13 protein-coding genes are annotated in these 14,972 nt (G+C 65.4%); 3 read left to right on the top strand and 10 right to left on the bottom strand.

All coding sequences use genetic code 11. The features are described 5' to 3' along the window. A partial coding sequence (locus ACG00Y_RS18400; RefSeq protein WP_394481330.1) for a transposase occupies nt 1-816 on the top strand: 816 nt, incomplete at its 5' end. On the opposite strand, the gene ACG00Y_RS18395 is transcribed toward ACG00Y_RS18400, so the two are convergent. From ACG00Y_RS18395 to ACG00Y_RS18365, 7 genes are all read right to left on the bottom strand, one after another. Then, nucleotides 761-1,222 carry a hypothetical protein gene (locus tag ACG00Y_RS18395; protein WP_394481328.1) on the bottom strand — a complete coding sequence of 154 codons (462 nt, stop codon included), beginning with the start codon at nt 1,220-1,222 and terminating at the stop codon, nt 761-763. The two genes, ACG00Y_RS18400 and ACG00Y_RS18395, sit on opposite strands and share 56 nt — an antisense overlap. Continuing rightward, complete coding sequence (locus tag ACG00Y_RS18390) at nt 1,223-1,513, bottom strand: hypothetical protein (protein ID WP_394481326.1); 291 nt, start codon at nt 1,511-1,513, stop codon at nt 1,223-1,225. It abuts the gene before it with no gap. Between the two features lie 2 nt (nt 1,514-1,515). Further along, a complete protein-coding gene (locus tag ACG00Y_RS18385) occupies nt 1,516-6,792 on the bottom strand; it encodes a hemagglutinin repeat-containing protein (protein ID WP_394481325.1) in 5,277 nt (1,758 codons plus the stop codon). Between the two features lie 13 nt (nt 6,793-6,805). Then, complete coding sequence (locus ACG00Y_RS18380; protein WP_394481323.1) at nt 6,806-8,449, bottom strand: ShlB/FhaC/HecB family hemolysin secretion/activation protein; 1,644 nt, start codon at nt 8,447-8,449, stop codon at nt 6,806-6,808. A 125-nt stretch (nt 8,450-8,574) separates the two neighbouring features. Then, complete coding sequence (locus ACG00Y_RS18375; RefSeq protein ID WP_394481321.1) at nt 8,575-9,351, bottom strand: head GIN domain-containing protein; 777 nt, start codon at nt 9,349-9,351, stop codon at nt 8,575-8,577. Beyond that, complete coding sequence (locus ACG00Y_RS18370; protein WP_394481319.1) at nt 9,348-10,091, bottom strand: LytR/AlgR family response regulator transcription factor; 744 nt, start codon at nt 10,089-10,091, stop codon at nt 9,348-9,350. Before ACG00Y_RS18370 ends, ACG00Y_RS18375 begins: the two co-directional genes overlap by 4 nt. Continuing rightward, on the bottom strand, nt 10,088-11,179 hold the full coding sequence (locus ACG00Y_RS18365) for a sensor histidine kinase (protein ID WP_394481317.1): 1,092 nt from the start codon (nt 11,177-11,179) through the stop codon (nt 10,088-10,090). Before ACG00Y_RS18365 ends, ACG00Y_RS18370 begins: the two co-directional genes overlap by 4 nt. A gap of 381 nt (nt 11,180-11,560) precedes the next feature. Here ACG00Y_RS18365 and ssb point away from each other — a divergent pair, with 381 nt between their 5' ends. Further along, nucleotides 11,561-12,112, top strand: a complete 552-nt coding sequence (ssb, locus tag ACG00Y_RS18360; RefSeq protein WP_394481315.1) for a single-stranded DNA-binding protein — start codon at nt 11,561-11,563, stop codon at nt 12,110-12,112. A 186-nt stretch (nt 12,113-12,298) separates the two neighbouring features. Here ssb and ACG00Y_RS18355 read toward each other — a convergent pair whose 3' ends face one another. Then, nucleotides 12,299-12,973, bottom strand: a complete 675-nt coding sequence (locus ACG00Y_RS18355) for a hypothetical protein (RefSeq protein ID WP_394481313.1) — start codon at nt 12,971-12,973, stop codon at nt 12,299-12,301. Next, nucleotides 12,970-13,515: a hypothetical protein gene (locus tag ACG00Y_RS18350; RefSeq protein WP_394481311.1), complete on the bottom strand. Its 546-nt coding sequence runs from the start codon at nt 13,513-13,515 to the stop codon at nt 12,970-12,972. Before ACG00Y_RS18350 ends, ACG00Y_RS18355 begins: the two co-directional genes overlap by 4 nt. Before the next feature lie 311 nt (nt 13,516-13,826). Between ACG00Y_RS18350 and ACG00Y_RS18345 the strand changes: the two genes are divergently transcribed. After that, nucleotides 13,827-14,612 (top strand): hypothetical protein, encoded by a 786-nt coding sequence (locus ACG00Y_RS18345; RefSeq protein WP_394481310.1) that lies wholly within the window; start codon nt 13,827-13,829, stop codon nt 14,610-14,612. Between the two features lie 20 nt (nt 14,613-14,632). On the opposite strand, the gene ACG00Y_RS18340 is transcribed toward ACG00Y_RS18345, so the two are convergent. Next, nucleotides 14,633-14,968 carry a hypothetical protein gene (locus ACG00Y_RS18340; RefSeq protein ID WP_394481308.1) on the bottom strand — a complete coding sequence of 112 codons (336 nt, stop codon included), beginning with the start codon at nt 14,966-14,968 and terminating at the stop codon, nt 14,633-14,635. Nucleotides 14,969-14,972 lie beyond the last annotated feature (4 nt).

The following is a 14,972-nucleotide window of genomic DNA, read 5'->3' as shown; positions in this document are numbered from 1 at the left end:
CGCCGCCAGCGCACCATCCTCGGGGTGCTGCTGCGCGAGGTGCGGCGCAAGATGACGACGCTCTCCCAGGCCGTGCAGGCGCAGCTCGACGTGTGGCTGCAGCGCGCCGAGCGTATCCACGCCCAACGCCCCAACGACAAGAACAAGCTCTACGCGCTGCACGCGCCAGAAGTCGAGTGCATCGGCAAGGGCAAGGCCAGGAAGCCCTACGAGTTCGGCGTCAAGGTCAGCCTGGCAGTCACGCACAAGAGCGGGCTGATGGTGGGGGCCAGGTCCTTCCCCGGCAACCCGTTCGACGGTCACACGCTGGCCGCCCAGCTGGAACAGACCGGCGCCCTGTTGCAAGACATCGGCGTGGCTCCGAAGGTCGCGGTCGTCGATCTGGGCTATCGCGGCGTGGACCAGGAGATCGCGCCCGTGGCGTTGGTCCACCGGGGCAAGTACAAGTCACTCAGCCAGGAGCAAAAGCGCTGGCTCAAGCGGCGCCAAGCGATCGAGCCGCTGATCGGGCACACCAAGCAGGACCACGGCATGCAGCGCTGCTGGCTCAAGGGCAGCGAGGGCGACGCGCTGCACGCGGTGTTGTGCGCGGCCGGGTTCAACATCCGTTGGCTGATGCGGGCGCTGCTGCGCCAGCTCTGCGCCAGCGGGCTGAAGCATGTTTTTTTGGCCCTGATGACCCTATGCGCGAACCAGCTCACAGGCTTCGTGGGCGGCTTGCGCGCTCACGACAAGCCACAGCACCGTCCACACATCGGAATCACATCCTCATCGCCACTGCGCCGATGGACCCACGAGCTCGCCACGATCGCTTGAACCGGAGATTCGGAATTTTGCAGGTCCGACTGTGTAGTTCCGCCAACGTGCTGTAGGGCAGCGTCAGGCCGCTTTGCCGCTCGCGCACGATGTTGAGCACGCTGCGGGTGTTGTTGTTGCTCTGCAGCGTGATGTTCTGCGCTGCCAGGTGCACGTCGCCCTGGGGCGCGGTGATGTCGCTGGACATCTGCAGGTAGCTGCCGCCGGCCGTGGCCAGCACGTCGCCGGCCAGGCTGCCCACGCTGGTGCTGGCCTGGCGGGTCTCCTGGGTGCTGGTGATGTCGGTGACGCGCTTGTTGAACCAGCGGCGCTTGACCTCGTAAAAGCGCCCGGAGGTGATGTCGTTGGCGAGGTCCAGGCCCTTGGCGGCGGCCAGCACCCGTCCAGTGAGGACGCCGCCGAACAATCAGCTAGCGGCCGCGGTGTGGCGAACACTCATCCGACACCACTGAGGCAAAACAAAGTCAGCGTAGAAAAAGTCGTCAAAGAAGCGCATGCCGATCTGCTCAAGCTTTGAGCCAATATTTTCGCAAACCTCACCACCAAATAATGGTCCAATTACAAAAATCCCATAGGCTTCCGAAATTGAAACTGGACCAAATTCCTCCCGAAGCCACTGCGCATTCGCCCCGCATCGCGCCAGCGCATGGGCCTGAACCACAACCGAATAATCATCTGGAATATCAACAAAATTCATTATCAGCCACCTGGAATAATTGTGCCTGCAGGAATGTGAACCCGCATATTGTATATGGGCGTACTTTGAATTGGCTGCAATATTTGCTTCCACATGTCGTTGCCACCGGTTTGCAACGCGCCGCCCGGCACGGCGAAGTCAATTCGAACCGGGCCCGTTCCACCGGGCTTGGCAGCCCCTAACGTCGTTACGTAAACCCTTCCGCCCGCACCCAAACCGTTTGGAATAGCCGTTCCTCCAGTTGCGAACCAAAGCGGAATTTCGTCGACATTAACCCATCTGGACACTTGTACATAACCGGCTGGAAGTTCGCCATATGCCGCACCGACACCGCGCGGAAATTTGACAGACCACCCTACCCCCAACGTCTCACCAATACCCAAAGCCTTTGGTGTTGCTGCGATCGCACTTTTTGCAACATTCGCGCTAGCCGTAAGCTGGCCACTCAATGAACCAACTGGGCACGCCGCCCCTGCAGCAGCGCAACCCAGCGTCTCCGTAACAGCGAGGCACGCTTGTGGTTTGTTCGTGCAATACGCAACTGGATTTTTATAGAATGCTGCCGCCTCTACGGCTAGTGGTGCAAATAGTGGCGATAGCGTCAAGACACCTGCTGCAACAGCAGCATTGACAGTGTACTTTGCTACTGAATTTCTCCCAGCCGCGTCACTCGCAGCAGCATTCGCAATGTCGAGAATAGTCGGAATTGATATATTGTTTCTTGCGTAAAAATCCCTAACTTCCGGTTTGTCCCCCAGCGTCTTCAAATAAATCGCCGCATTGACCCGCTGCTCCGGCGTTGCATAAAACATGTATCCATCACCCATGCCCGGAATGTTTTGGTCGCCAGGTAAGGCCGCCCCGCTTCGCGTAGCATTGCTCAAAAACTGGGATGCAGCCATGTCCCATTCGCCGGCAGCGCCAAACTGTACCTGCCGAAAAGCCTGACCTGCGAGCCGCCTCTCCGCCTCCTCTTCGCTGATTCCGTAAGTATTAGCGAATGCAGCCTTATATTTTTTGATCCAATCAATCTCTCTAGGATGCAGCTGCCGATTATTCGCATCCGCATTGAACGCCGCCGCCGCCCCGGCTGTACCGCCAACGCCGGCCCCTGCCACCGTCACCGCCAGGTTCTTCAACGTGTTGATCGCCGTCGGGTCCGTGATGCCCAGGCTGGTGATGACCTGGTCCATCGCATTGAGCGCCAGGCCGCCGGCGAGGTTGCCGGTGGCGCCCGGCGTGCCGAAGGAGATGCCGCCGATGGCCATGTGCAACGCGGTGCGATACACACCACCGTCCTTCCACCGGTCCGCCGCCACGCAGTTGTTCGTGTCCGGACAGGCCGCCAACGCCGACTTGTACTGTCCTTCTGCGTAGTCCCCCGCCGTCTTGTACGCCGCCTCCCCAAACGCCGCAGTCACCGCCACGCCGTCCCGCAGCTCCTGCGTCGCCTTGCCCTTGTCGAAGGTGTGCAGCAGCGGCTGGTGCAGCCCGTTGGGGCTGGTGCTGAGCGTGCTGCCGTCCAGGTTCCTGGCCTCAACCGCCATGATGCGGACGACCAGCGCCGAGATGTCGTCGCGCAGGGCTTGCACGGCTTGCTGCCACGCCAGCCAATCGGGGTTGTAGCCAAACGGGTCCCACGCCGTTTGGCTAACGCCCTCATCACCGCCCAACACCGGCTTGGCGCTGACCGTGCTGGCACTGCGGAGCTTGGGCGGCGACACCTCGGTGGACTGCGTCTTCAGCTCATCGCGCACAACGGGCACGGACTGCGGGTCGCTGTAGGCGCAGCCGTTGCAGGGCGGGGGCTCGTAGGCCAGCAGCTCATCCAGTTGCGCCTGCTTGCTGACAAGTTGCGCGTCCAGCGGGGCGCGCTCGGCGGTTGCCCGGATCGCCTGCAGGTCCTGGCGCGTGAGGTTCACCCCGCCGGCAATGCTGCTGCGGGTGGTGAAGGTTTGGTTGGTGTTGAGCCGCGCATAGCCAACGGCCGAGCCGCCCATGCCAGGCTTGGTGCCGGGAAAGTACTGCTTGTCTGTGCCCGGCACGTTGCCGCTGGGTCCGGTCACCATCAGCCCCACGCTCCAGCTGCTGCCGCTGGCCACATCACGGTTCACCACGTCCTCGTGGGTGAATGTCTGCGTCTCGAAGTAGTTGCTGGCTGCCTTGCTGGCGACGGCGCTGCCCTTGAGATGGGTGTGGCCGTTCACGCGCACGTCGAAGCCACCCGTGCCGGCCACGATGGCGCTTTGCTGCTTGATGGATTCGTACTCTGCCAGCAGCTTGAGCTGGCTGGCGTTCAGCCCCAGGCTGGGCGGGGCGCTGCCGCCGCCGTAGATGGGGATGCTGACGTTGATGCCGTAGCTCTGCTCCTTGGCTTGGTAAAACGATTCGTCCTGCGGGCTGACGAGGCTGAGGTTGCCGCTGCCACTGGTGCCCACGCGCGCCAGTACGGTCTGGCCGGTGGCCTTGGCTCCGGCCAGGCTCCAGTCCCGCCCGCTGCTCACATCGAGCAGCTTGCCGGCGGTCAGTTCGCTGTCGTAGAAGGTGGTGCCCCAGCCATTGCTCCAGGCGTTGGAGCGGCTGGCGGCCAGGTTGAGACTGACGCCAGCGCCGCTGGCGTTGTACCCCACGCTGATGCCGACCGAGGCCGAGCTGCTGGTGCGCTTCGTTTGCTCGGTGTCGCGACCCACGGCCGCAGCAAGCGTGATGTCGCGCGTGGCACGCAGCGTGAGGTTGTCGCTGGCGATGACGCGGCTGCCGATCAGGTTGATGTCACCCGCGTCGCCGGTGCCGGTGGCCGTCAGGCTGACGTTGCGCCCGGCGTTGATGCTCGACTCGACCGGTGTGCTGGTTTTGCTGAGGCTTTCGAAGTCACTCGCGCTGGCGCCGATGCTGGCGCTGAAGCTCCAGCCGCCGGCCGTTGCCGCGCCCGCCAGGGTGTCGGCCTGCAGCAGGTTGGCGAAGCTGGTGTAGTTGTTGTAGATCGTCAGGCCGCTGGTGAGCAGGGCCATGGCCTGGTAGCGGCCGCTCTGCGTGCGCTTGGCCACGCGGGCCATCTCGTCCACCGTCTGCAGTGAATTGACAAGGGTACTTGTGGCGGCCAGCGTCAGGCCGCTTTGCCGCTCGCGCACGATGTTGAGCACGCTGCGGGTGTTGTTGTTGCTCTGCAGCGTGATGTTCTGCGCTGCCAGGTGCACGTCGCCCTGGGGCGCGGTGATGTCGCTGGACATCTGCAGGTAGCTGCCGCCGGCCGTGGCCAGCACGTCGCCGGCCAGGCTGCCCACGCTGGTGCTGGCCTGGCGGGTCTCCTGGCTCTGCGTGATGTCGGTGCGGCTCTTGGAGCCGATGGTGATGCTCAAGCCGCCGTTGCCGAAGATGCCGCTCTTCTTCACTGCGCGGGACTCGTATGCGTAGCTGGCCTCCTGCGTGGCGAGCAGGTTGAGGTCCTGGTCGGCATGCAGGCCCACGGCGCCATCGGCCATGACGATGCTGCCCACGACATTGAGGTTGCCACCCGCGCCCAGGCTGACCGAGCGGCCGCCGATCTCGCTGGGGTTGGCGGTCTCCGCGAGGCTGGTCTTGGTGATGTCGGTGACCTTCTTGCTGAACCAACTGCGCTTGACCTCGTAGAAGCGCTCGTAGGTGGTGTCGGTCGTGATGTCGTGGGCGACGTCCAGGTCTTTGGCGGCCAGCAGGGAGACGTGGCCGTTGTTGGACTCGACCTTGGCCCCGGTCATGAACAGCTTGCCCTGGTCAGCGCCGGAGCCCGAGGCCAGCAGCGCGATGTCGCCGTCGGCGACGAGGCGGGCCTGCACCAGGTTCTCGGTCGTGGGCTTCAGCGTGGTGTTGCCGTTGACCGTGGTTTCCTTGGTCAGATCCTTGCGGGCCAGCAGGGCGACGCCAAGGCCTTGGACGGCGATGCTGCCGCCGGCCTGCATCTGCGCGCCGTCCAGCGTGACGATGCCGCCGGTGGACTGCAAGGCCACCGAGCCGCCCGCATCCACGGTGGTGCGGGTGAAGCGGGTGGTGTCGCGCGTGGTGCCGCCGTCGACGACGCGGCTGCTGCTGGAGCTGGGCGTGAAGGTCAGGTCGCCCGTGGCCGTTGCGGCGACCAAGCCGCCGGCCTTCACGCTGCCCGCCTGCAGCGTGAGTTCACCGCTGCTGTTGAGCCGCACGTCACCGCTGCCCTGGAGCGACAGCTCCGTCGTCGTCAGGGCGCCGGCGGCTGCCAGCATCACATCGCTGCCCTTGATGGCGCCACCGCTCCAGGACAGCCCGCCCGACGATTGCACGAGCGCCAGGCCTGTGGCATCGATGCTGCCCGTGGCAGAAACGCCGGCACTGCTGACGACGGCCGCCCCGGCGCCGCTGGTCTTCAGGGTGCCGCTGAAGAACAGGTTGCCGGCGGCGTCCAGCGTCAGTCCACCGCTGCCGGCTTCGACCTGCCCGCGGATGTTGACGCCGGGGCCTTGCTCGTTGGCCAGCAGATAGATCTGGTTGGCACGCATGCCAGCTGCTGCGCCGATGTCGATGGACGTGCCCGGGCTGGCGCCGGCGCGCCCCTGGGGCGTGGCGGCCAGCGTCGAGTAGCTGACCTGGTTCGGGCCCGCCACGGCATAGATGGCGCCCGACGGCAGGTTGACGTTGCCATCCAGCCGCACGGCGCCGCCGATGAGATCCAGCGATGCCAGGTCGCCGCCGTTCAGGCCGCCTGCGCCGATGGTCACCGTGCCTGCGTTGACGGAGAAGCCATCCAGCGTCGAGCCCACCAGCGGCCGGCCGCTGACCAGGCTGGCCCGGCCGGTGTTGATGAAGCCGCAACCGTTGCAGGTGATGCCGTTGGGGTTGGCGATGACGACATCCGCCCGCGTGCCGTAGACCTCGATGCCGCCGGCCAGCGTGCTGGCGGCCGTGCTGGTCACCTCGTTGACGATCAGCCGGGCCTGCGCGGCCGGGTTGCCACCGAACAAGACGTTGCCACCGATGGCGCCCGCCAATTGCGAGTTGCCTGCGCTCACAGCGTTGTTGAGCACCACGCCAGCGGTGCCGGCATTGAGCTGCGTGAACAGGTTGTGCGACACGCCGGAACCATTGGCGGGCGCGATGTGCACGACGCTGGCGCCATTGCCGGCGGCATCCACCACGGGCTTGCGGCCGGCCGGTGCATTCGGGTCAGCAGCCGTCTGAGCCTGCGCTACCGGCCAAGCGCTCAGGCCCGCCAGCAGCATCACCGCTTGTGCAATGCGCGTTCTGGTCGCGCTGCTTGTCGTCTTGAACATAGCTCTCCCTGGGTCAGTAGTTGAAATTCAAACTGGCATACAGCACGGCGCCCGCCGCGTCGAAACCTCTGGGCTTGTGCAACGGCGCGGCAAAGGCCACGTCACCGGACAGGCCGCCCACCTGCAAGCGCACACCCGACGCCATGCCGGCCAGCGTGCGGCCGGCCGGCGCTCCGCCCGCCACGCGGCCCACATCGAGTGCCAGGTAGGGCTGCAGCGCCCAGCCCTCGCGCCATTCGAAGCCCGGCGCCCGCAGGTCCTGCTTAAGCGTGAGCTGCTCGGTGCCGCTGAGCAGGCCGCGTGCGTCAAAGCCCCGCACCGTCCAGCGTGAGCCCAGCGCCTGCAGGTCGGCGCCACTGGCGGGGTCGCGCACGCCGGCCCAGGCCAGTCGCACCTCATGCCGCCACTGGCCAACGTTGCGCTGCCAGGCCAGTTGGGCTCGGCCGGTGTGGGCCAGCGGCGGCGGATCGATGGCGAAGTCGGCGCCGAGCGATTGGCGCAAGCCGATGCCCTGCTCATAGTCGAGCTGGAACTCGCCGAAGGCGTGCCGCCACCAGCCGTTGACCCCCCAGTCGTTGGATCGCAGGTTGCGCCGCTGCAGCAGCAGCTCCACGTCGTCGATGTAGTTGCGCGTGCGGCGCACGGTGGCGCCCGCCCACACAGCCCAGCGGGTCGTGGCGCTGCGCCAGGCTGTCCACTGCCAGCGCGCCTGCCAGCTGCTGTCGTGGCCGTTCTGGCTGAACGTGGTGGACAGGCCCGCGATGGGCTGGGCGTGCTCGCTGCGCGTGGCGTTGAGGCTGAACAGGTGGTAGCCCCAGGGGATGCTGTAGCTCAGCATGCCGGTGCGCTGGAACGGTTCGCTACGTTCGGGCGTGCCGGCCACATAGGCAGTCAACTGATCTGACAAGCCCAGCGGCGCGTCCAGCACCATGTGGGCCGAGACCTGCCAGCGGCCGTAGTCGCGCGTGCCGGCGTTGTCGGCGCCAAGCGCAATGCGCCAGCGACGCCGCTCGGCGGCGGCGAACACCAGCACGCTGCCACCCTCGGTGTCGGCCGCTTCAATCTGCACCTGGGCCGCCTGGCTGGGCAGCCGGCCCGCGTTTTCGAGCGACTGTTCGATGTCGCGCAGGTTCAGCACATCCCCGGGCCGCACGGCCAGCGCATTGCGGCTGATCGCCTGGGCCGGGCCGCGCCGGTCGATGCGGGTGACCCGCCCGAGGTGAACCTGAAGGCGCAAGACGCCATCGGCCAGGTTCTGGGGCGGCAGGCTGAGGCGGCTCGTCACATAGCCCAGGCCCACCAGCCGCGCCTGCAGGTTCTGGCGCAGGCGCTCGATGCTTTGCGCACCGAGACAGGCGCCTGCAAAGGAGCGCAGATCCTGCGGCGCTTCATCCAGCGCGCGGGGCGCTCCCTGCCACTGCACCCGTTGGAGCGGGAAGCACGGAGCCTCGCCCGCCACCGGCTCCAGCCAGGTGAAGCCCTGCGGCCCCGCCCACTGCGGCGCGGCGCGCATCTGCGCATCGCGGATCTGCTGCGTGCGCTCACGCTCCAGGGCATCGAGTGCATCCCGGCGATCCTGAGCATGACTTGACGCAAGCAGCAAGGCACCCGCAATGCCGATGCCCAGCCGCCTCGCGCATAGCAACGCGAACTTCACAACGCCTCCCTCGCTGCGCAGCTTCTTGACGCTGCTTCACAAGGGGCCGGATTCTGGAGATTCGCTCAGCCCGGCATGGCAGGGGCTTCCTGTTCCATGAATCAGGGACGCGTTATCCCGACTGGTCAGCGCTTCTCGCCCTTCGACGAAATGCTGCCCATGCCCGACACCGAGCGCTGCACGCTGGGCGCGCCGAAATAGTCCACCGAGCCGATGCCCGAGATGTGGGCCGACAGGTCGTCGGTCACCCACAGCAGCACATTGCCCAGGCCGCTGACGTTGACGCGCGCGCGCTGCGCCTGCAGGCGGTCGGCGGTGACCTTGCCCTTGCCGGAGATCTGCAGCGCCAGCTCCTCCACGCGGCCGCCGAACTGGCCCTCGCCGGCACCGCTGATGCCGAAAGTGAGCTGGCGGGCCTGCAGCTGGTCCAGCCGCACCATGCCGGCGCCGCTGATGCTGAGCCTGAGCTGATCGCTCTGCAGCAGCCCGGGGGCGTGCACGTCGCTGGCGCCGGAGACCTGCAGCTGGCGCAGCTGGCGCATCTCGACCTGCACGAACAGCTTGTGGCTGTGCCAGAACTTCCAGCCGCCGTTGGGGCGGATGACGAGCTGGCGGTCGGCCAGCTGCACGTCCACACCCTTCTGCACGTCGGCATCACCGGCGATGAAGGCCTGGTCGCGCTCGCCCTGCACGAGGATGACGCGCGCCGCGCCGGCCAGCTCCAGGCGGTCGAAGTCGCCCGGCGCGTACACCTTGCCCGGCCCGGCCGGCAATGCGGGAGGCGGCACCGCTGCGGCTGGCGCGGCCGGAGCCGCAGGCGCGGCAGGCGCTGGCGGCGCGCTCTGCGCCTGGGCCAGGCCGGCGGCCACGAGCAGTGCACAGCCGAACCATCGCGTGTTCACAACGACTGCTCCCTCAGCATCTTGGACACCTCGCGGTTGGCCGTGATGCGCGTGCCGTCGCGCAGCTGCACGACGAGCTGCGAGTTCTCGTCGGGCGTCATGTTGTCGACGAAGTCCAGGTTGACGATGCAGCCACGCTGCAGCCGCAGGAAGCGCGCCGGGTCCAGCCGCGTCTCGAAGCTGGCGATGGGCAGGCGCACGAGGAAGCTGCGGCCCTTGGCCGTGATGGCGGTGTACTTGTTGTCGGAGCGCAGGCTCTCGATGTCGCCCACCTGCAGCGGGAAGATCTTGCCCTGGTCGCGCACCAGCAGGCGGGTCAGCGGCGCGTCGGCCGGCGCACCCAGGGCCTGCGCCACTTCGGCGGTGGTCGGCGCAGCGTCGCGCAGCACATGGGCCACGGCCTCGTCGAAGCGCTCGCGCGAGAAGGGCTTGAGCAGGTAGTCCACCGCATGCAGCTCGAAGGCCGTCAGCGCATGGTCGTCATAGGCCGTCGTGAAGATGATGCGCGGCTGGTGGGCGTCGTGCTGGATCTCGCGCACCACCTGCAGGCCGGTCAGGCCGGGCATCTGGATGTCGGTCAACACCAGCGCCGGCTTCAGTGCGCGGATCTGCGCCAGTGCGTCCTCGCCGTCCTCGCACACGGCCACCAGCTGCAGGCCCGATGTGGCCTTGACCCAGTCGGCCAGCGCCTCGGCGGCGAGCGGTTCGTCTTCGGCAATCAGGACGGTGGTCGTGTTCATGTCTGCGGAATGAAGAGGTCGACGCGAAAACCCGCGCCGGGGGCGGTGTGGATGCGCAGCCGGGCGCGGCCGTCGTAGTCGAGCGAGAAGCGCTTCTTCAGCGCCGCCAGGCCCACGCCCCGGCGCTGGCCGGGCTTGGGCTCCAGCGCCTCGGGCTCGCAACCGGGGCCGTCGTCGGCGACGGTCAGGTCAAGCCCCTGGTTGAGCGCATTGCGGCGCGCGGTGATGGTCACGCAGCCGCCGGCCTTGCGCGGCGCCACGGCGTGCAGGATGGAATTCTCGACCAGCGGCTGCAGCGTCAGCGGCGGCAGTTCGTCGGCCAGCGTGCGCTCCTCCAGCTGCCAGTCCACGCGCAGCCGCGTGCCCAGCCGCAGCGCCTCCAGCGCCAGGTAGTCGCGCAGGAAGTCGATCTCGTCGGACAGCATCACGCGGTCCTCGGCGCCGCGCTTGGTGTCCAGCACATAGCGCAGCATGGAGGCGAACTTCAGCAGCGCGGCCTCGGCGGCGGCCGGGTCCTTGCGCGTCAGCGCGATCAGCGAGTTCAGCGTGTTGAACAGGAAATGCGGGTTCAGCTTGCCGCTGATGGCCGACAGCTCGGCCTTGGCCAGCGCGCTCTCCGCCTGCGCCGCCGCCACCGCCGCCGAGCGCGCCGCGCGGGCCTGCAGCACGGCCGTGAACGCGGTGGCGATGGCCGCGTAGACCACCAGCCCCCACACCGAGCGCCACAGCAGGCCGGCCACGAGCACGGCGCCGGCATGGTCCGCCCCGAACAGGGCCGCGTTGACGGCGAACTCGCCCGCCTGCCAGCAGGCCGTGAAGCCGAAGGCCGCCAGGATGTGCGCCATGGCGGTCGGCGCCTGGCCGGCGTCGCGGGCATGCAGCCGGCGCGCCACCGGCCAGACGGCGATGCCCAGCAGCATGGGCGCCCACAGCATGGTGGTGGCCTGGTAGACGGCCAGCCAGAACGGGTCCAGCCCGCGGTCGAACTCGCTGCCGGCCAGCACGAACAGGCACCACGCCAGCGCGCAGCAACCGGCATAGGCCAGCCAGAGGCGGCGGTTGCTGTGACGGGTGGCCAGGCTGTTCATGGCTTCATCTTAGGGAGGGCCTGCGGGCGGCCGGCGGGCGGGGAGACGAAGTGCGGGCCCCGGGGTGCGGGATGCGGTCTCCGGGGTGTTGCTGACAGGGCGTGGGAGCCAGCACGGCACTGCGGGCAGCCCGCGCCGGGGCAACTGCGGCGGCTGATAGGTCGCCGGCAGCGCCACCATGCGCCTCAACGCGCCCCGGCCCTCCGGGTTGAGCATGGCACGGACGCATGCGGCGTTGCTCGATCCTCGTGGGCGCGAGCCCACTTCGTCCTCGCGCCTTGCCTGCGCCCCTGCCAAGCCCAACGCGGGCTACCCGCAATGCCGTTCTGGCTCCCCCCGCCGGCATAATTCCACCCCTTCCCATCGAATCAGGCGAGCGTCATGGCCAGCGTCAACAAAGTCATCATCATCGGCAACGTCGGCAAGGACCCCGAAGTCCGCTACAACCCCAGCGGCGGCGCCTGGTGCACGCTGAGCCTGGCCACCACGCGCAACTGGAAGAACCGCGAGACCGGCGAGCGCCAGGAAGAGACCGAATGGCACCGCGTCGTCTTCAACGACCGCCTGGCCGAGATCGTCGGCGAGTACGTCAAGAAGGGCCGCCCGCTGTACGTCGAAGGCCGCCTGAAGACCCGCAAGTGGCAGGACAAGGAAGGCCGCGACACCTACACGACCGAGATCATTGCGCAGGAGATGCAGCTGCTGGGCGGGCGTGACGGCCAGGGCGGTGGCGGCGATGAAGGCGGCGGTGGCAGCAGTTACGGCCGTGGTGCGGGTGGCGGCGGTGGTGGCGACGAGTACGGCGGTGGCGCTCCGCGTGCTGCTGCGGCCCGCCCCCCGGCAGCGGCTCGCCCCCCGGCACCGCGCGCTCCGGCCCCGGCGCCCAAGGCGTCGACGGGGTTTGATGATATGGATGACGACATTCCTTTCTGAAAACCACCTATAGGTAGTTTGTCAACATGAGGCCTGCAGCCCAATAGCTGCGGACCCTTCTTCTTGTTTGCAAAACTTTGTTGGCGCCGTTATAAATCTGGCTTAAATAAACTAGTCCGTATTTCATACGACAGGTGGTCTTGTCGTCTGGGGCGCGGCTGTCGATGCACGGGGCCAGCAACGCATTCACAGCCCGCAGATTTTTCGCATCCTCTCCAAGACGACACTCTTGCGGTCGGACTGCCCCCCCAACAGCCAGATCAATCGATCATCGAATGTCGGGTTGATTAGTAGGGCGTCGAATTCATCTCGAATGTAGTCGAGCACCTCTGGTGACGCAGCATGCACCTCGTTTACGAGACTTGGCCGACCGTCAACCAGGTTGATGATGTCTTCTAGATCGTGGTGAACGAAGTCTCCGTTGCCTCGTGAAGCAAAGGACTCTAGTTTGGTCGCGACGAACACTGCGGGCGCGATCAGCCTGATGGTTCGGCCGCTGGGCAGTTCGTGCTTAAGCGCGGTTTGAGCCGCTTCGGCATACCAGCTGTTCGTGAAGTTGAGTACGTTCTCGTCTGTGGGCATGACGTCGATCTTGAGCCCGTTGCGTTGCCAGCGGCAGATCACTTCATCGTTCTCTACGAAGCCCAGTTCTTTTAGCTGACCACACAGCGCGTAGTAGTTGCTCAACGGTGCAACTTCAGTGAGTAAGTCGACGTCCACTGTTTGTCGAATTGGCGGACGCGCGGTGTCGGTGATCAGTAGGCTGACGGCGCACCCGCCGACAAGTACCAGCTCATCCATGAGATCGCCGAGCGCAGCAGCAGCAAGCTCGACTGTTGCAACGTTTGGATCTTGGCTCATAGCAAATACTTAGGTAGGTGAGCTTCTGCCAACTCGCGCTCTCGCGCGGCTCCTGCTCGAAGAGCATCGACGAGCGCGAGCATCTGATGAAGGCGTGGATCTCTGAGGCTTGCCAGCGGCACTGACGGATAGAGTGGGCACAGCGCCATTCCGCGAATCTCTCCTGCGCTGTGCGGCCAAATGACCGGTAGCGACTCGCGCCCGTGATCAAAGAACTGGGCAAGTGGCGGAGTGAAGATGCTCGTTGGAATGCCCCGTGCTATCGGGCCAAAGACAGCAGGAAATATGTACCGAATGCCGTGAACTAGAAGTTCCGTCAACGCGGTTCTGTTCACGGTCAGCTCTCCATACTCCCGCCCAAGCAACGTTGACGTCGTGGCCCGCTGAACGGCAGCGTGCACTTCCGAGGCGGACATGAAAAGCTCGGCACCAAGTCCGGCAAATGTCAATGCCGATCGGGCTTCAGCAATGGCGATCTTCGCGACGACGACTACGTCTTGCGGCTTAAGGGCTGCTTGCTTCAGTTCGTGGGCATTTTTCATAGAATTCGCGATTCGCGAATTGAGACGGGCGAATTATGCGCTCGCGGATGAAAAGCCGCCATCGGGACCTGTTGGCTAGCGCAGGAGCTACCTTGGGCAAGTGAACAGAGGCTTTACGCCCGCTGGTAGTATTCGTGAATCGCGAACAGCAAATTCTTGCCGTCAACCGTAGATGTTGTAGAAGAAATTCCCATACAGATCAATGGCTTACAGGTTATTCTTCAGCCGCGCATCGTATAAATGTTCCGTATGCTCCTGAGTTAAACGGTTGTAGCCTGATAGACTAGACTGCATACGCAAGTGAGGTGACCATGCCCGAAATTCCGGTGAGAAAGAAGAGCCCTCGCGCGCCGTCCATTGCACTGGATGAGGCGCTGGAGCGCGCGCTTAGGGCGTATGAAAAGGAGCGCCTCCACCCCGCTCCGACAGAGGTGGTCGCACAAAATCTTGGCTATAAGACGGCGAACAGTGGCACAGCGCTTGGGGCCATCGCAAGCCTGCGCTATTACGGGTTGATCGAGCGCCCGAGGGATGGTGTGCTTGCCGTTACCAAAAATGTTGAGTCCTACAAGTTCACGCCCGACGAGCTTCACAGGCGCGAGCTGCTTGTTGGATTCCTAAGGACTCCGCCGCTTTTTGCTGAGTTGCTAGAGCAATACAGTAGTGGTCTTCCGTCAGACGCCAACATCCGCTACGAGCTCATTCAGCGCGGATTCCTGCCACCGGCTGCGGAAAGCGCGGCGGCGATCTTCCGCCGCTCTGTTGACTTCGCGAGCTATTTTTTGCGCGTCAACGAGCAAGAACGAGTTGAGCGCCCGTCAAGTGAACAGTCCGCCGCCGAGTCGGCGGATGCGTACTACCCGACCTTGGCGCAATTGCAGCCAATCGAACCTACCCCTGCTCCGTCTGTGCGCAACGTGACGACGAGCGCAACTTCGGCCCCAATTGGACTGAGTGATGAAGGGGATCAAATACCTGTTCGATTGCCGGGCGGCCGGCGCGCGTGGTTGATCATCCCTACGCCTTTTTACTCTGCCGACAAAGTGCGTCTAAAAGCGCAGATTGACCTGCTGCTGGCGCAGGACGAAGAGGAATGAGCGAGATGCTCAAGAAAGGATTAGCACTCTGGCGCGCCTCGAGCACAACCCCAATGCGCCATGCAAATGACATTGGCAATGCAACAACGATCCAACCCGTTCCAGCGACTGGCCTTGTTCGTGCATACGGCGCTTGAGCCGGAGTGGACGGTTGCCGAGTCGGCGATGCTGATGGATTCGGTAACCAGCGTGCGCGTGACGCCGTTGTCGCGGGGGCAGGACTTCATGACCTTGACCGCGTCGCCAAAACTGGCCCCGGCCTTGTCGTGATGGAACTCGGCGTCGTCGGTGAAGATGGCTCTGAACTTGCCTGCACCGCAGCTTACGAAGGCCGCCTCAAACAGCGCGGCGTCCATGCCG

The sequence above is a fragment of the Pelomonas parva genome, assembly GCF_043555835.1.
In the GTDB taxonomy this organism is placed as follows: domain Bacteria; phylum Pseudomonadota; class Gammaproteobacteria; order Burkholderiales; family Burkholderiaceae_C; genus Pelomonas; species Pelomonas parva.
The sequence above is the reverse complement of the archived record's forward strand: the minus strand, read 5'-3'. Positions and strand labels throughout refer to the sequence as shown.